The following is a 17,058-nucleotide window of genomic DNA, read 5'->3' as shown; positions in this document are numbered from 1 at the left end:
AATGGTCGCACTCCGCGTCTCCCCTTCTCCGCATCAGAGCGTCTTCTCGATCAAGGCGTATTGTTTTTCTCGATCTCGTTGGTTTCCAATGTCGGATTATCCCGTGACAGCTTCATGACACCGACCAGCATTAACGCTTGAATCGAAAAGCCGATTACAATCGCCGTCAATATCACCGCCTGGGGAACCGGATCGGCGTACTCAACATTTTTGGCCTTGCCAAGGATTGGTGTGAATAAGCCAACTCGCGATGCAATCAGCACGTAATAGGCGATTACCCCCGTACTCATCACATCCATAGAGACGATCTTCATCACCAGGTTCTTTTTCAAGATGATGCCGAAAAATCCGCACAATACTGTTGCGAATACGAATGCTTCTAACACGGGATTTGCCTCTTGGGTTAGGGTGACTGTAATTAGATTTGAAAAAATACATTATTTCTGATAGGCAGCGCTCTTGGCAGGGAGTCCGGGTAAAGCCGCGCTCGCTTCATTTCGAGAACTTCTCGACAGAAGACCGGATAACTGGGCATCAATAGTCAGAAAGGGCGTTGCTTTTTTCAGCCATTGATAAAACTCGCAGGATGTTATTGACAGACGCATTACTTTTGGTAGTTAACTGGGGTCTTGCCGAGCAATTCTCACGTATATTATATAAACAATAGATGGTATGATGTACCTAAAGCAAGAGATGAGCGTAGATCGGGTGAGGGAAAAAATGGACACCTAAGGTTCAAGGGATCGCCGCATCACAATCTTGTTGCAGCGGACGGATAAAAACATTACTAGCCGCCAGGGAGCGATATGCCAGAGGCACGCACTCGCGATCGCCCACACCCGCAAAACAAAATATTTCCTTCGCCTAGGGCGCTCCACTCTCCAAGTATCGTAAAAAAAGTATCCCTAGCGCTAATTGAACCGGAAAAAGTTTGGTGCGTGACAAAGCGAGCAAAATTTTATTGCCAAAAACCTACTGCCTGAGAAGTACTATAGCTAAAAACCCACAAATAAGCATAAAACCAAGTACCAAAATGTTCTGAGTGGTACGTTGAACCTTGGCTAAGATTTCCTGGTAAGAAAGTTGATGGTTTTGGATCAGGAAGAAAGCTGGAGGACTAAAAATGTAGGGCAGCGCACGACTGAGTAGAAGTCGGAAAAAAAAGTTGACATTCCACAGCGCTCTACGAAGCGGAGCTTGGTTATACTGCCAAGGAAAAGCAATTTGAGCCAGACGGATTAAAGCTTTGACATCAGGAAAGCGCAAAGATTCGTATAAAGGCAAGGCAACTGAGAGATTGCTGTTGCTCCTAGAAATTGCCTCATTCAGGACAAATACATCCTCCAATGCTGAATTCACTCCTTGTCCGATATCTGGAGGAAAGCAATGAATCGCATCTCCCAAGAGTACTACACTAGCACTGCCAATAGAGTCGCTTACAAAGTACAATCCAGAACAGTATTGAGGAGTAGGAAATTTTCCACCTTCACTTTTGGCAAATCGATCGGCTTCTTCCGGCGATAGGATTTGGCTTATAGGCAATTGTGGGAAGGCTTTCTCAAAAAATTCGTACACCTCCTCACCACTTTTCAATTCCCATATTTTATGGTCAGGCCATGTAATGATATTGGCACTACGAGGTTCATCTGGATTTTTCAGCGGTAGCAAACCCAGAGATACGGCTTGCTTGCGACCTCGAAAAGCTCCACGAATCGCGTAGGCCATTTCACATTTTGACTGTTCCTTGCCACTCGGATCGAGAGGAAAGTTTGGCGGTAGGCTTAACACTTTATACCTCAGCCCTGCACTGGGCGAGGGAAAACATTTCATCTCAAATCTGTCTGATGCAGAGTCGTCCCACTCTTTCAAGGTGTTGCGGACAATCGAGTTAAAGCCATCACAACCCACTAAAAGATCTGGCTCAAATTTAACCAAATTGTTGTTATCTGTTTCAGCAACAACTTGGAGTTTTTCCGACTCGGCTATCTTGCTAATTTCTCTGCATTTGCTATTGAACAGCACGGTGATGCAGCCTTGCCAATTTTGTTCAATTTCCTGGTATAGCAATAACACAAATGCTCTGCGCGGTAACCAGTAGGCAGTTTTCCGTTTTGGATCTGCGATAGGTACTTTAAATGTTTTGCGGCTGCCATTTGGTTTAATCAGCGTTAAATAGAATTCTGTACTAGGAACGCCGATTTTTGATATCTTCTCCGTGAGTCCAAGCCAATCGGTCAATTTTTGACCCCGACCATCAATGAGATAATTAAATGATTTATCTGGCTCGTAGTAATCAGCCGCAGGACGTTTCTCCAGGACGGTCACATTTGTCCATCCCTGCTTGGCTAGCATTAATGCAGTGGCAAGTCCGGCTGGGCCTCCCCCAACAATCAATACATTTCGGCTCAAACAGTTAGTTTCCTTTGCTGTAACCATATTCGACTGCCCTATCGTCACTCTACCCTATTGGGATTCTGAAACTTGATAAAAATAAAGATTTTCTTTGACTAATGCCATCCGGGAAGCCAGTATGTTAGGAAATGTATTTCCGGTCACAAGCCTGAAACCTAACTTTTGCACTATGTCACAATCGACGATTGAATCCATTCTTCAAGAAAAACGTCTATTCCAGCCGAGTGGGGAATTTTCCCAAAAAGCGCATATCAAGAGTTTAGAGGACTACGAGCAACTCTACGAACGCGCTAAGGCCGATCCGTTGAAATTCTGGGCCCAATTGGCTGAAACTGAGTTGCACTGGTTCCAAAAGTGGGATACCGTTCTCGACTGGCAACCGCCGTTTGCTAAGTGGTTCGCCAACGGCAAGATTAATATTTCTTACAACTGTCTTGACAGACATCTCACAACCTGGCGCAAAAATAAGGCGGCGTTGATTTGGGAAGGGGAACCGGGGGATTCGCGGACTCTCACCTATGCGCAATTGCATCGGGAAGTTTGCCAGATGGCGAACGTGCTAAAAGGACTGGGGGTGCAGAAAGGCGATCGCATCGGCATCTACATGCCGATGATTCCAGAAGCAGCGATCGCAATGTTAGCTTGTGCCAGAATTGGCGCACCCCATACGGTGGTGTTTGGCGGATTTAGTGCGGAAGCGTTGCGCGATCGCCTGATCGACGGACAAGCCAAAATGGTGATTACAGCAGATGGGGGATGGAGAAAGGATGCGATCGTTCCGCTCAAAGACCAAGTCGATAAAGCGGTAGCAGAAGGCGTGCCAAATGTCAAGGATGTTTTGGTAGTTAAGCGCACCGGACAGCAAATCTACATGGAACCGGGGCGCGACCATTGGTGGCACGATTTAAAGCAAGGCGTTGGCGCAGATTGTCCCGCTGAACCGATGGACAGCGAGGATATGTTGTTCATTCTCTACACTTCTGGTAGTACCGGCAAGCCAAAAGGGGTGGTGCATACAACGGGTGGTTATAACCTTTACACTCACATGACCACCAAATGGATTTTCGATATTCAAGATACCGATGTATATTGGTGTACCGCCGATGTTGGTTGGATTACCGGACACAGTTATATTGTTTACGGCCCCTTATCCAACGGTGCGACAACTGTGATGTATGAGGGTGCGCCGCGGGCATCGAATCCCGGTTGTTTTTGGGATGTAATTGAAAAATACGGCGTCACTATTTTCTATACCGCACCAACCGCAATTCGGGCATTTATTAAGATGGGGGAACACCATCCCAAGTCGCGGAATTTGTCTTCTTTAAGATTACTGGGAACGGTGGGAGAACCGATTAACCCAGAAGCTTGGATGTGGTATTACCGGATAATTGGTGGGGAACGCTGTCCGATTGTCGATACTTGGTGGCAAACCGAAACTGGGGGAATTATGATTACCCCATTACCCGGTGCAATTCCGACAAAACCCGGTTCTGCAACTCGTCCTTTCCCCGGAGTTCTGGCAGAAATTGTCGATTTAGATGGCAACTCAGTCCCCAATAATGAAGGTGGATATTTAGCCGTAAAACATCCTTGGCCTGGTATGATGCGGACAATTTACGGCGATCCAGATCGGTTCCGTCGCACATATTGGGAACACATTCCCCCCAAAGATGGGCAATATTTCTACTTTGCTGGAGATGGGGCGCGTCGCGATGAAGATGGTTATTTCTGGGTAATGGGGCGCGTCGATGATGTAATTAACGTCGCCGGACATCGTTTAGGAACGATGGAAATTGAATCGGCGTTAGTGTCCCACCCGGCGGTAGCTGAAGCAGCGGTTGTAGGGAAACCAGATGACTTGAAAGGGGAAGATATCGTTGCATTTGTCACCTTGGAAGGTAATCAAAAAGCGACCGAGGAATTGAATAAGCAACTGAAGCAACATGTAGTGAGTGAAATTGGTGCGATCGCGCGTCCTGGTGAAATTCGCTTTACCGATGCATTACCTAAGACTCGTTCGGGTAAAATTATGCGGCGATTATTGCGAAATTTAGCGGCGGGACAAGAAGTTTCTGGCGATACTTCAACCTTGGAAGATCGCACCGTGTTAGATAGATTGCGCGAAGGTGCTTAATTAAAATAGTAGGGTGAGGATTACTCACCCTACTTGCTATCAGAATCAAAGTTGCAAATTTTCCAGTCTAGCTATCCATTGATTAAAATGATGGCATTTACTGCGAATATTATCTAAGCCGATACTTTGCACTATTGTTAAACCATCAGATATTTTACTATATCCTGGAATAGCTTGAATGATTCTCTTGGATGGGGCAGTAGTTTGGCCTTCATTAATTAATTCTGGAGACTCATACCCCTCGCATTTTTGAACTAATTGATCAATTGCTTCTTCATATCCTACAAAAATATTATTTAATTTAGATGGTTCTGATAAGATTAAGGCTTCAAATTCGTGAAGTTGGATATAAGGCAAAAATCTATAATCGTTGATATCCAATCCAAAAGCTTGTTCCAAATATTCAACTTTTTCATAGGGTTTGCTATATTTTTTTGCTTCATCAAAACCAGGAAAATTATTAGGTAAAGCATACAAATCAAACATACTTGTGAAACGCGCATCTTTATTTTTATCTTCTCTTAACCAGCGCTGAATATCTTTTTTGGCATTTTCATAATTTAAAACGCCACCTCTATCTGCTTTAGATCTTTTAGGCTTGCTACCGGGATTGACACGGCGGACATCAGTGGAAATATTAAAGCCTCCTAAATGTTCGCTCAGCAAATCCCTAATAAATGTTTCTTCTGTCGGTCCTTCGGCAATTATATGTAGCCTAATCATTTACTGGGTGTACCTCCAATAACATTTTTTTGCAAAAGTTCTGACAAAGAATAATCTTCAAGCCATTCGTGTAATCTTTCGGTATCTAATCTGCGAAACAAAGATTCTCTTTCTCGACGTTCTACAACAATAATATCTTCTGGCTCGAAATAATCAATCAAATTTGTTGATTGAGTCGCCAAAATAATTTGGGTAATATGAGAAATACTCTGCATTAATTCGGCAATAATGTTAATTGCATAAGGGTGTAGCCCTAATTCCGGTTCGTCGAGAATGATTGCATCAGGAAGTTGTGATTCTGGTTGTAAAAGTAATGCAATCAATGACATTGTTCTTAAAGTTCCATCTGATGCTTGATGAGAACTAAAGATCGTATCTGTCTTGTATTCTTGCCATTGTAAAATTACACTATTGCCAACAGGTTCTAAAACAAAATCAGCAAAGAAAGGAGCGATTTGTCGGATTGTTGCAACAATTCTCAAATAAGATTTAGGTTCATATTCGCGCAGTCTCCATAGAAAGGGAGCTAAATTAGCAGCATCTTCCTTAAGATATCTATTGTCATTTATATCCCATCTTCTTTTGATTCTTGCTGTATCTGAAGTATTATGAAATTGATAAACAACACAATCTTTTTGAATTAAACTTACAATAAATCTAGCAGTTTTATCGCCTTGATTAGCTTTCTCGATTAATCTAGATTCTCGATGCCCTGAATCAAGAGATATCCAATCAGCTAAAGAATCGTAACTAGAGCTAGAAAAGCGATACTTTTCTTCAGCAAAGATTAATGTATCTGAAGCAGCATGAAAAAGCCTCATAAAATAATCATTTCTACCTGAATCTGTCGCAAAACTCAATTCTGCCTTTATTTGAGATGTCACTTCAGAGCCATCAAACAAAAATGCGTTTGCTCCTCCAGATTGAGCAACAAAAAGCTGCATCTGACCAGGATTTTGCATCATCCATCTTAATAATTTAAAAAAAGAAATAAAATTGGACTTACCGGCTCCGTTGGCTCCGATTAAAACATTGATTTTTTTTAATTCAATGTTGAGATTTCTGATTGATTTATATCCTTGAATTTCTATTTTTTTTAACATATAAATTGCCCCTTTACCACTATTCAATGTTACGATCTTTACAATATGCGATCGCAATTTCTTCATCCGTAACTTGATAAACTAAACGATGTTCATTATCAATGCGCCCTTACCTAGACAGTTAACTCGTATTTCAGAGGTTCGGGTTTACCCAATCCTTCAAACGGCGAGCGGTCTATATCCTTAATCAATTCAACAATTTTGCGATAAATCTTTTTATCTAATTTTGCCCATTCATTAAAATCTGCAAAAGCAGAGGATTCAAAAACAATTCTTCTGCTCATTGCAAATCTTGTAAATTAATTTCAACTAAATTTTGACGCTTTTTAACATTGTCAATAGCTTTCAATAGTTTGTTTTTGTTGCTCTCTTGTAAAAGATATTCGGTTTCATCAACTTCTGTAATAACAATCTCAATCTCTTTATCTGCAAACTCCGCTTTAATTTGTTCTAAGAAATGATGATTAAGTTCGTTAGCTTTTAAACGATAAACTGTTGACATCGTTTTGACCCACTTTCGATTAACCTAATTATAGCGTTTTTATAGATTAGCGTCGAGGAGAAGAACTGGAACGCAACTGTCGGTAAAAGTTGAGCGCCCTTTGAGAAAATTCAGCTATAAAACGGAAACTGTTGTAATTAGATGTATTATGTCCAAACATGGATGCAGCACGACGAACAGCCTCAAACTCATTGTTGCCGCTTTGGTAGTACTCCTCATTCAGTGTCACGCGCACAGCGCACTCTATAATTGACCGTGCCAGAGCAGGATTAGCGGCAACTTGCTCCGGTAACACTACCCGTTTGGTGCAATTTCTAGACAACCAGGCAATTCTTCTTGGCGTCTGTTTCCAATCAGTATATAAAGGATCTTGTATCCTACCTGGAGTAAAATTAGTACTAACTAATGTTAACCGTAGTGCTTCTGTCAGCGCTCTTACCTGTGCATCAGAAACTCGGAGTGGCCTGTTAGGATTGTTAGCATACCATGAAGACCATCCAGACCAACCTTGTAGTTCTCTGACTGCATTGGCTCGATTAGACTGGAATCCTCGATTAGGCTGTATCGCGATTAGACGATCCCAGGTAGCGATCGCTTCTTCAAATCTACCCAAAACCTCCAACGCTCTAGCTCGGTTTTGCAAGACATAAGAAGTATCGTTGAGGAGAGAAGGAGTATTGTTGGGATAGTTAGCCAGAGCGCGATCGCAAGCCACCAAAGCGTCTTGGGCTGCTCCTTGCATTCCAAGCATAATAGGTGACCCCAGTGGATGCATACACTGCCTTTCCGAGCTATATCGAGCGTATTGCTGCGCTAATAGATTGGTCAAGGGCGAAGAATTCCGATTAATTTCTAGTCGCTCTTGGATAGAAAAAGCTTTGGCTTCGAGGCTAAGGAAAAAAGCCGCAGTAGATAAGCTAAGGCATAAAAGAGAATTTTTCATGAGTTTTCTCTCTTAGATTACGTTGGATTGCAGATTTTTAATTGAAGATTCATTAACTTTCTGTATTTGTTCAAAGCGGAAAACATTTAAAACCGAACATTCAGCAACGAACGCAATGCTTGGATGTAACTGCTCAAATGCAAAAATAATTTGGTCACGATACCCTTGAGCGTTTTCACAAACCCAAACTGTTTGAAGCTTTTTACCTAAAAAAGAATGGCTCCATTCTGGGTTTTTTTCTGCTATCCCATTGGGTGATTCTAGTGCGTAAGCAGTAGCAGAGGTATCAGCGATCGCATTCAATCCCAAAACTACCTCTATTTCATCAGTATCCGCCAGCGGTTTTAGGATAACTGCTGTATCTTGAAAACTCAGTTGGACTTGCTCGAGACAAACATCCTTACCGCCATATTCTCGATCTTCAACGATTGATACTTCTGTTAAAATGCTGCCAATCGGAAAAATAAATTCATCTTCCACTACACTTTTCACGTTTTTTACGTGCCTCCTTGATAATTTTAATGGCTGTTCTAGCATCTGCATCTCCTTCAGCCGCTAGATTTGCTATTTTACCTACTTTTTTGAACTGAATCTAGTTTTTTCAGTCATAAATTTTACCTAAATTCAATTGTCAATTCTAACCAATCGCTTAATTCGCTAGCCAACCATTTTATTTCTGAGTTATTCAGACGAACTTTCTTGCTTAATTCGTATTTCTGATTTCCTGCCCACATAATTAGTTGAGTATTACGCCTACTTACATAACCCCGTTTTTCTGCATCAAATGCATTAATAATTTCTAATTTAGAGAGATTTCGCTTATCTGTGGGGCGAAACCGATTCCATCGCCAGCCAAACATTTCATTGGTGAAGAAAATTTGATCGCCATCAATCCGCAGGCGAAATTGCCTAAATATAAACAAAATAGTATTTATTAGTAATACAGATACCGGAGCGATGACAAATAAGCAAATCAGTATTACAGGGATAAAATTAGGAAACCTTACTGTAGTCAAAAATACTAATGCCCAAAAAGATAAAGGAATCAAAGCAGAAATCAAAGCGATCGCTCCAAAATTCAACCCTCGTGGCGGGATTAAAATTTCGATAAAATCATCTGTTTTTGTCAATTATACTTCGCTATTACCTGGTTTTCTGATACTCAAATCAGCTTTTTTTCTAATTTGGGGTTTTGACAACGCTTGCAGTGCTTTACTAGCAGAAGGAAGACGTTTATCTAAACTGGGTTCTGTCATCCATTGCAACCATTCTGCCAAAGCAGTATCGATATTAGCTACTTGCTGAAATTGAATGCAAAAATCTTTCTGGGGTAGTTCAGTTGGATGCAACCCTGTGACTAAATAAATCAAAGTTGCGCCTAAACTATAAATGTCAGAAGCAGGAACAGCACGTCCGCCAAATTGTTCGGGTGGCATATATCCGTAGGTTCCGACAACGGTAATTGTGCCGCCTTCTTTAGCCGCAAGAGTTTGCACAGAACCGAAATCAACTAGATAAACTTGACCGACGCTATTACCAGAGCGATTTGTTAACAAAATATTGCTGGGTTTGATATCGCGGTGAATAACTGGCGGTTGATGTTCGTGCAGGTAATTCAGGATTTCTAATAGGGATTTGGCTAATTCTTTGACTTCGGCTTCGCTGAAGGTACGCCCTGCTTTTAGATGTTCTTCTAGGGTTTTTCCCTCGACATAACTTTGAACTAGGGCGAATCCTTTGTTATTGGGTGAATCGAGTTCTAGATAATCCAGGTAGCGGGGAATGGCGGGATGGGAAAGCGCTTTTAAAGTTTCGGCTTCGCGCTCAAATAATTTCAGGTCTTGCCATTCAAAATCATTGCCAAGGGAAAGCAGTTTAACGACTACTAATTCTTGAGTTTGTAAGTCGCGGGCTAGAAAGGTTTTTCTTCCCGTCTGTTGTCCTAATTGCCGTTGGATGGCGTAGCGTTCTCCTAGTAGTTTAACGGTCATTGTTTTCGTCCTCTTCTTGTCTGCTTTGTTGTTCGTACCAGCGGGCGATTTGTTTGCTACTTGCACCCATAGATAGTCGAGCGATCGCAGATGGTATAAGTACAAAAACAATGTGCAAAAAACCATCAGCCGGTACACTTTGATGTGCCAGCACTATACTAAATCCCACTAGACTCACAACTGTGCCAACTAGCGTGCTGATAAAAGTAACTGTGCGCCGATGCAGCTTGGGATCGTCGAGCGGAAAAAACAACAGCCACGTCACAATTGCTACTAATAATCCGTTTAAAAAACCAAGGGGTATGCCAACTATCAAACTAAATAATGCGCCAAAAAAGCTGCCAAAAAATGGAAAAACGGCTGTGCCATAAAGAGCGCCGTTACCAGTGCCAACTCCGGATCCTACGCATATATTCCGCACAATTGCGTACTTGAATAATTCCCTGGTCGTAATCGATTTGTACTGGGTGACGGCAGTGGGATATTTGTATATATTCCAAGGTTTTTCTAATGCTTCCAATGCTTCTTTTGCAGATTTAAAACGACGATCTATACTCGGTTCTATCATCCGCTTTAGCCAGCGGGTAAACTCAGGATTGATAGGAGTAATTTGTTCAAATTGAATTCGCAAATCTTGTTGCGGTAAGTCTGCTGGATGTTTGTTTGTCAGCAGAGCTATTAATGTTGCTCCGACGCTGTAAAGATCGGAAGCTGGAAGGGCAATTCCTCCAAATTGTTCTGGGGGCATATATCCATAAGTTCCGACGACGGTAACGGTTTTACCTTCTTTTGTTGCTAAGGTTTGAACCGAACCAAAATCGATTAGATATAGTTCAGAAATCCGATCCCCCCCTGCCCCCCTTGCTAAGGGGGGTGTTAATTCGGCGGGCGAGACGCCCACCCCACAAGAGATTTGTTTGTCTTGTGGCATGGGCATCTTGCCCGTCCCGCCCAATTTATCCGAGATTGGTTTTTCTTGTGGGATGGGCATCTTGCCCGTCCCACAAGCCAATAAAATATTGCTGGGCTTAATATCGCGATGGATAACGGGTGGTTTTTGTGCGTGCAAGTAAGTGAGAATTTCTAAAATTGATTTGGCAATTTGTTTAACTTCTCTTTCGCTAAATTTGCGTCCATTTTTGAGATGTTCTTCTAAGGATTTGGCTTCGATGTAATTTTGTACTAAAGCGAATCCTTTGCCGTTGGGTGTTTCTACCTCAAACGAGTCTAAATAGCGCGGAATGGCGGGATGGGAGAGAGATTGTAAAGTTTCGGCTTCTCGCTCGAATAACTTTAAGTCATCCCAGTTAAAATCGCTGCTGAAGGTGAGCAGTTTGACGACTACGAGTTCTTGAGTTTGTTTATCCCGCGCCAGCAGGGTTTGTCTTCCGGCTTTTTTGCCTAAACGCTGCTGAATTTCGTAGCGACTGTGTAGCGTCATGCTTTTTGTCCCCATGACTAGCCTTTTATCGCTTCTACCATGTTAATGGTTAGACTACATGGGTGCAATCGCTGATTCCAGATTAAACTTTGGAGAAACCCGACTTTTCTGAGAAGTCGGGTTTCTATATTTAGATCTTGCACCTGTAGCATTAGCCCGCCAGGGAATAAATTCCCTGGCTAATAGCTAAAGTCCGTTAAAACGGACTGATTTGATTGCATTTAGTCGGTTTTAACCGACTTGAACTATTAGCCCGGAAATTTATTTCCGGGCGGGTTTGCATAATGATGCAAGCTCTAAATATACTGACTTATTTGATGACACCTGAATGACCAGGAATGTCGGTCATGGGTTCAAACCGACCCCCCAAGTATTTAGCGAGAAACTCTTCGGCGATCGCATAAAAATGCAATCGATTTTCCGGTCGGGCAAAACCATGTCCTTCATCAGGATAAAGTACATATTCAACTGGTAAATTTGCCTTTCGCATTGCTTCTACAATTTGGTCGGCTTCTGCTTGTTTCACCCGCGGATCGTTGGCACCTTGAGCTATTAGCAAAGGTTTCTTGATTCTGTCTACGAAAAATAGAGGCGATCGCGACTTCAAAAACTCTTCTTCCGTCTCTAAATTACCCACGCGATGATAAAATATTGCCTTCACAGGTTCCCAATAAGGCGGAATCGTTTGTAGCAGGGTAATTATATTACTTGGTCCGACAATATCCACACCGCAGGCGAAGGTATCCGGCGTAAAAGTTAATCCCACTAAAGTGGCATAACCGCCGTAGGAACCGCCCATAATCGCAATCTTTTGGGGGTCGGAAATGCCTTTTTCAATCAGCCAATTCACCCCATCAATTAAATCGTCGTGCATTTTGGCTGCCCATTCGCGATTTCCGGCATTCAGAAATGCTTTTCCGTACCCCGTAGAACCGCGAAAATTAACTTGCAAAACCGCATAACCTCGGTTGGCTAACCACTGCGCTTCTGAATCGTAACCCCAAGTATCTCGACCCCAAGGGCCACCGTGAACTAACATGACGGTGGGTAAATTTTGGGCAGGAATATTGACAGGAGTGGTTAAGTAACCGTGAATGGTTAAACCATCGCGCGCTGGATAAGAAACTGGTTGCATTGACGCCAGTTGCAACCCTTCTAATTTTGGTTGGTTGCTAAACAGGAACGTACTATTTTTAGACTCGCGATTGTAGGCGTAGTAATAAATTGGACCATCATCTGTCATGTAAGCAACTAGCCAATTTTTATCTGCCAAATCGCGGCTGCTAATGTAAAATTCTCCGGTGCGAACTTGGGAAATTTCTGCAAAATCTGCCGCTATACTTGGGTCGAGTACTTGCCATTCTTGTTTGTCTTTAAAAAATGCAACCGCCTCGATAACTCGCGTCACCGGATGTATCATAATCTGACCGACATCGTATTGCGGATCTTCGGCAATAATAGTTTCCTGACGAGTGGCAAGATCTACCGCAATTAAACGCAGCGCGTTGGCATCGTGACTGCCTTCAATATAAAGTGTTTTACCATCAGCTGAAAAACTAACTGCCCCGCCTTGATCGTCTGGTCCCCAGTGGCGCAAAATTTCCCAATCTTTATCCGTTGTTTCCCGATATAAAAGGTCATAACCGCCATCGGGTGTGCTAGCACTTGCCCCACGAACTTGGTATTCGGCATCAGCATTCCAGCTAATAATATTACCTGGATTTTCCGTATCGAATTCTACTGCCCCGTTTTTCAAGTTGATGCGATAAACGTCAAACTTTTGCGGGTTATTTAAGTTCATTGCTACCAGCACTTGGTCTGGGAATTTGGGGTCAAGTTCGAGCGGTTCTGCTTTTACCCCTTGGAATGGCGTTAAATCGCGGACAATATCGTTCCCAGACTCTGTCTGGGAATGCCGAATATTAACTAAGTACAAGTGAAAGTTTTCGTCACCGTCCGAGTCTTGCATGTACATTAACTCGTCGGTATTATATGTCCAGAAAAAGATGTGAATCCCGCGTTTTTTGTCGGCGGTGATTGTCCGGTCGTCTTCCTGTCCCACTGTTTTTAACCATACCTGCAAAACGTTCTTGTCATCGGGCGCAAGGTATGCTAAATACTTCCCATCGGGGGAAAGACTGGGACTGGTTCGTTCTGGATTGCCGAACAAAATTTCGCGGGAAATCAGCGGCGGTAGCGCAGGTGCTTGTTGCTCGATAGTAGCAGATTGCATAGTTGCCTCGTCTACTAGAAAATCCTATTGTGACTTGCCCTGGGAAAATTACAAATCGCTCCAACGGGTGAACTTATCGGATGAACCAGTTGTAACTTTTTTCAGGTTTATTCATGAGAAAATTCCTTTCAGGTTAAAAATTGAGCGGGGATCGGACATCAGTCGCTCCCACAACCGCTGCCCCAATTCACTGGCAATTTCCTGCCCCAAGCGTTGGGTTTCTTCTTTGAACAACAGTGGCAAAATCTCCGAAAAAGAACTTAGTTCAAAAGCAGGAGTTTGTTGCATGATATCCACAAGTCGTTGTAGTTTGTCTAGGCTGAGGGATTCTCTTGTCGATAGGGGTAAATGAGTAACCGTCAGACCCACCCAGGTCATGACTTTCCCGAAAGTCTTTTGTAAGAGTAGTTCTAAATCGGTAACAATCTCATCAACCAAGGCATGACGCAGGTATTCTCCCTGGGGAGAGTACAAAAACTCTAATGACCCAACCAGAATTTGGTTCAAGTCACAATCATCACTGGAACGAGCATTCTCTAATAAGTCAGATACTTGCTGCCATTGGATAGTGCGATTCTTAAACAAAAAATTTGTCAAGGAATTCCTCAATGTGGGCGTACCCTTCGTTAACATCCACTTTGCAATATAGGGATAGCCCAGCTTAAATGTCGGAAAATTGGGATTGACTTTGAGCGCTATTCCTTCCAGGGTGGCGAAGCAGCGGAAAATCATCAGGTAGTAGGTGGGAGCTTGAAAGGGATATTCATACATCAACCCAGATAGCCTCTCAAAACTTTGCTTGAAGCCAAATTCTGCTACACTGGCTTCCCGGATATTACCAAACACTTCAGCCAGTTTGGGAATGAGGGGAGTTATATCAGTTTGTGGGGGCAGAAATCCCAGTAAAATGTAGTCTTGGGCGAGTCCTTCAAAGTCGCCAGCGATCAGATGTAGCAGAGAGACAATCAAGCGATCGCTTGTTTCGGGTGAAACTTCGCTCATCATGCCAAAGTCGAGGTAGGCTAATTTCCCATCGGGGGTGACTAAGGCATTACCTGGGTGAGGATCGGCATGAAAAAAACCCCCCTCTAGCAGTTGCTTGAGGGAACACTTGAATCCAAAAGCCACTAGGTCTGTTGGGTCTAATCCTTGGGCGCGAATCGCTTCTGTTGAGGTTAATTTGATGCCATTAATCCACTCCATCGTCAGGACTCGACGACTGGTGTATTCAAAGTAGATACGGGGCACATAAATATGATTCAGGTCACCGTAGAGTTGGGCAAATTTCTCCGCATTTCGACCTTCCTGGATATAGTCCATTTCTTCAAACAGGCGAGTAGCTAATTCATCGGTCAATGCTACGAGGTCGCTGTGAATAAATGGAATATTTTTTTGTGCCCAAGCTGCTAATTGGCGCACCAGGTAAATATCCAAAGCGATGCGATCGAGCAGACCAGGACGTTGCACCTTTACAGCTACGATTTCACCCGTCTTGAGTTTTCCCTTGTAAACTTGCCCCAGGGAGGCAGCCGCTACGGGTTCGGGGGTCAGTTCGGCATATATTTCGTCATACCTACCTCCTAATTCTTCTTCTATAAGCTGATAGGCTTCTTGATTAGAAAAGGGAGGCAATTGGTCTTGTAAATTGGCGAGTTCCTCTAAATAAACAGGCGGGATCAGGTCGGGTCGGCAGGAGAGCATTTGTCCCAACTTGATGAAGGTAGGACCAAGTTGAATCAGCTTTTGCCGTAAAGCGCTAGCTCGTCGCGCCTGATTCTGCGCCCGGTCACCCCTTAGTCCGTCCCATACTAGAAGACTGCACCAGGAGAGAAACGAATTTAAAATAGTCAGCCGACGTGCCCACAGTTTTCGGGGTTGCTGGCTATAGTCAACCATAGCGGCAACGGCATTATCTGCTAATGGTTTACTGCTGTTTCCTAAAATCTTGGCATATCTGGGCAAATCTCTGGATTTTTGCACTGGTTTTTTGGTGGGAAAAACGAGTTGGGCCTCAGGGGAGACGCTCTGCGCGACCTTTCTTAAGATCTCCGCGTCTGCTACGTCTTTTTGTGAAACTTGGTTTTATCTTGAGTACTTTCACTCCAATCCAATCTTATTCCACATTTGTACTGTGGTAAAAAAATCGATGTTTACAAATTTGACGTTGCATCTGATATGAGTGGGAGATTGTCCCTTGCCAACGGTTGTGTAACTGCAAGCTTGCTAATCGCTGCTCTCTAGCAAGCTTGCAAGCTTGCAAGCTTGCAATTAGTAAATCGCTTCATCAAAACTGAAGCCCTTACGTAACTTTAACAATGTAGTCATGGTTAGTCTCCATTTCATCAATTTATTAAACGGAAGTTGCCCCCCGCAGGGTGGCAACTTCCGTCTGAAACCATTACAGTCTCAGACTTTCGGTGATTGTGGTAAGTCTGCTACATGACTACAATCGATGAAACCCTTATGTGGCCTCGATTTGGGCCGATGTTATGTTGAAATCCATTGTAAAACATATTTTGCGCGATCGCGCAGCGTGCCGGAGGCATATCGCCTGTCATACATGACTACAAAATTTGGAGGCTAAATGGCTATAAGCAAAGCCTAGCAAGCATTTCAGCCACCTGAATTTGCCACGCAGGGGGCAACTTCCGTTTAAATGAGAATCGTGCACGAACTAGAACTGCATGAGTCAATTGCAGTCAAATTTAACCAGCTTTTCCATTGGGAACCACAATCAAGGTATTCTCTGAGGATTTCTGCGATCGCCTGCACATGTGGTTGTCGCAGTAACTTCGTTAGCGGATGTTTTTGAAGAGCTAACAAACAGACGATTGGCGCAATTAGGTAGACATTGAGAGAATCATGTAACGCAACAGCCCCTGAGAGCTAACCCACTCCATCCATTTGTTGATTAGGTTAAACTCTGCTTCTAAATCTGGTCGCATCGTCCCGCGTAGTAGCTGACCGATAAATGGATAAGTAGGCAGAGTATTAACGGTGATGTCCTGCTCCTGCACTGGCACAAACCCTGACTCCCGCCCTAGCTGCTGGTAGTCTGCCAAGGTGTAACTCGTATTAACCTTCCCAAATAACCGAGTGTTCAGCCCACTGAAGTGCCAAAACTTTACAAAAGGTGCCAAGATCTCCACTGGCACAAAGTCGCTAATGACCAGACGACCGCCTGGACGCAGTACCCGTTTTGCTTCTTGAAAGAAGCGTTCGCGGCTAGGGAAGTGGAAAATACACTCACTTGCCAGCACTACATCAAAGGAGTCCTTCTCAAACGGTAGCTGACAAGCATCGGCCTTGACGAATTTGATCTGGTTGCCCTCAGCCGCTTGCACCTGTTGTCTGGCTCTTTCTAGCTGACGCGAGTCGATATTCACACCCACCAGATTCATATGGTTAAACTGTTGGTTGATGCTGGCAATAGTATTACCCTAAGCCACATTGTCGCCAACGTGACTCGGCTTCAGAACCGTGCGTGATACTTTCGCATCACACGGCTCCTCAATGATTTGGCTCTTGTCATGAGTACCGTCTCGTTTGGTTTTGATGTCGTGGCAGTGCCTA

General features: G+C 43.5%; 16 protein-coding genes. 1 reads left to right on the top strand and 15 read right to left on the bottom strand.

The window, feature by feature from the left end; translation table 11 throughout:
- Positions 1-50: 50 nt before the first annotated feature.
- Both ACE1CM_RS25505 and ACE1CM_RS25500 read right to left on the bottom strand, forming a co-directional pair.
- A complete protein-coding gene (locus tag ACE1CM_RS25505; protein ID WP_374881587.1) occupies positions 51-386 on the bottom strand; it encodes a cation:proton antiporter subunit C in 336 nt (111 codons plus the stop codon).
- A gap of 586 nt (positions 387-972) precedes the next feature.
- Positions 973-2,436 carry an FAD-dependent oxidoreductase gene (locus ACE1CM_RS25500; protein ID WP_374881586.1) on the bottom strand — a complete coding sequence of 488 codons (1,464 nt, stop codon included), beginning with the start codon at positions 2,434-2,436 and terminating at the stop codon, positions 973-975.
- Between the two features lie 145 nt (positions 2,437-2,581).
- On the opposite strand from ACE1CM_RS25500, the gene acs reads away from it, so the two are divergent.
- Positions 2,582-4,549, top strand: a complete 1,968-nt coding sequence (gene acs, locus ACE1CM_RS25495; protein ID WP_374881584.1) for an acetate--CoA ligase — start codon at positions 2,582-2,584, stop codon at positions 4,547-4,549.
- Between the two features lie 45 nt (positions 4,550-4,594).
- Here acs and ACE1CM_RS25490 read toward each other — a convergent pair whose 3' ends face one another.
- From ACE1CM_RS25490 to ACE1CM_RS25430, 13 genes are all read right to left on the bottom strand, one after another.
- The gene (locus ACE1CM_RS25490; RefSeq protein ID WP_374881582.1) at positions 4,595-5,272 is read right to left on the bottom strand and encodes a DUF4276 family protein; all 678 of its coding nucleotides are present in this window, start codon (positions 5,270-5,272) and stop codon (positions 4,595-4,597) included.
- The gene (locus tag ACE1CM_RS25485; RefSeq protein ID WP_374881580.1) at positions 5,269-6,375 is read right to left on the bottom strand and encodes an AAA family ATPase; all 1,107 of its coding nucleotides are present in this window, start codon (positions 6,373-6,375) and stop codon (positions 5,269-5,271) included. The genes ACE1CM_RS25490 and ACE1CM_RS25485 overlap by 4 nt, the downstream gene beginning before the upstream one ends.
- A 19-nt stretch (positions 6,376-6,394) precedes the next feature.
- Positions 6,395-6,478, bottom strand: coding sequence for a hypothetical protein (locus ACE1CM_RS25480; RefSeq protein WP_374881697.1), 84 nt, complete (start codon positions 6,476-6,478; stop codon positions 6,395-6,397).
- 10 nt (positions 6,479-6,488) lie between these two features.
- Positions 6,489-6,659, bottom strand: coding sequence for a type II toxin-antitoxin system YoeB family toxin (locus ACE1CM_RS25475; RefSeq protein WP_374881578.1), 171 nt, complete (start codon positions 6,657-6,659; stop codon positions 6,489-6,491).
- Complete coding sequence (locus tag ACE1CM_RS25470) at positions 6,656-6,877, bottom strand: hypothetical protein (RefSeq protein WP_374881576.1); 222 nt, start codon at positions 6,875-6,877, stop codon at positions 6,656-6,658. The genes ACE1CM_RS25475 and ACE1CM_RS25470 overlap by 4 nt, the downstream gene beginning before the upstream one ends.
- Positions 6,878-6,923: 46 nt before the next feature.
- Entirely contained in the window at positions 6,924-7,820 is an 897-nt protein-coding gene (locus ACE1CM_RS25465; protein ID WP_374881574.1) for a hypothetical protein, read from the bottom strand.
- Positions 7,821-7,832: 12 nt separating this feature from the next.
- Positions 7,833-8,312 carry a DUF6334 family protein gene (locus tag ACE1CM_RS25460; protein ID WP_374881572.1) on the bottom strand — a complete coding sequence of 160 codons (480 nt, stop codon included), beginning with the start codon at positions 8,310-8,312 and terminating at the stop codon, positions 7,833-7,835.
- Positions 8,313-8,434: 122 nt separating this feature from the next.
- Positions 8,435-8,950 carry a hypothetical protein gene (locus ACE1CM_RS25455; protein WP_374881571.1) on the bottom strand — a complete coding sequence of 172 codons (516 nt, stop codon included), beginning with the start codon at positions 8,948-8,950 and terminating at the stop codon, positions 8,435-8,437.
- Complete coding sequence (locus ACE1CM_RS25450) at positions 8,951-9,811, bottom strand: serine/threonine protein kinase (RefSeq protein ID WP_374881569.1); 861 nt, start codon at positions 9,809-9,811, stop codon at positions 8,951-8,953.
- Positions 9,801-11,267 (bottom strand): serine/threonine-protein kinase, encoded by a 1,467-nt coding sequence (locus ACE1CM_RS25445; RefSeq protein ID WP_374881567.1) that lies wholly within the window; start codon positions 11,265-11,267, stop codon positions 9,801-9,803. Before ACE1CM_RS25445 ends, ACE1CM_RS25450 begins: the two co-directional genes overlap by 11 nt.
- Positions 11,268-11,562: 295 nt before the next feature.
- The gene (locus ACE1CM_RS25440) at positions 11,563-13,485 is read right to left on the bottom strand and encodes an alpha/beta fold hydrolase (RefSeq protein WP_374881565.1); all 1,923 of its coding nucleotides are present in this window, start codon (positions 13,483-13,485) and stop codon (positions 11,563-11,565) included.
- Positions 13,486-13,596: 111 nt separating this feature from the next.
- On the bottom strand, positions 13,597-15,465 hold the full coding sequence (locus tag ACE1CM_RS25435) for an ABC1 kinase family protein (RefSeq protein ID WP_374881563.1): 1,869 nt from the start codon (positions 15,463-15,465) through the stop codon (positions 13,597-13,599).
- An 860-nt stretch (positions 15,466-16,325) separates the two neighbouring features.
- Positions 16,326-16,916 carry a class I SAM-dependent methyltransferase gene (locus tag ACE1CM_RS25430; protein ID WP_374881695.1) on the bottom strand — a complete coding sequence of 197 codons (591 nt, stop codon included), beginning with the start codon at positions 16,914-16,916 and terminating at the stop codon, positions 16,326-16,328.
- Between the last annotated feature and the right edge of the window lie 142 nt (positions 16,917-17,058).

Origin of the sequence: Microseira sp. BLCC-F43 (genome assembly GCF_041929235.1) — a bacterium.
GTDB lineage: Bacteria > Cyanobacteriota > Cyanobacteriia > Cyanobacteriales > Aerosakkonemataceae > Microseira.
Note: the sequence above shows the minus strand (reverse complement) of the source record. Positions and strands in the feature narration are given on the sequence as shown.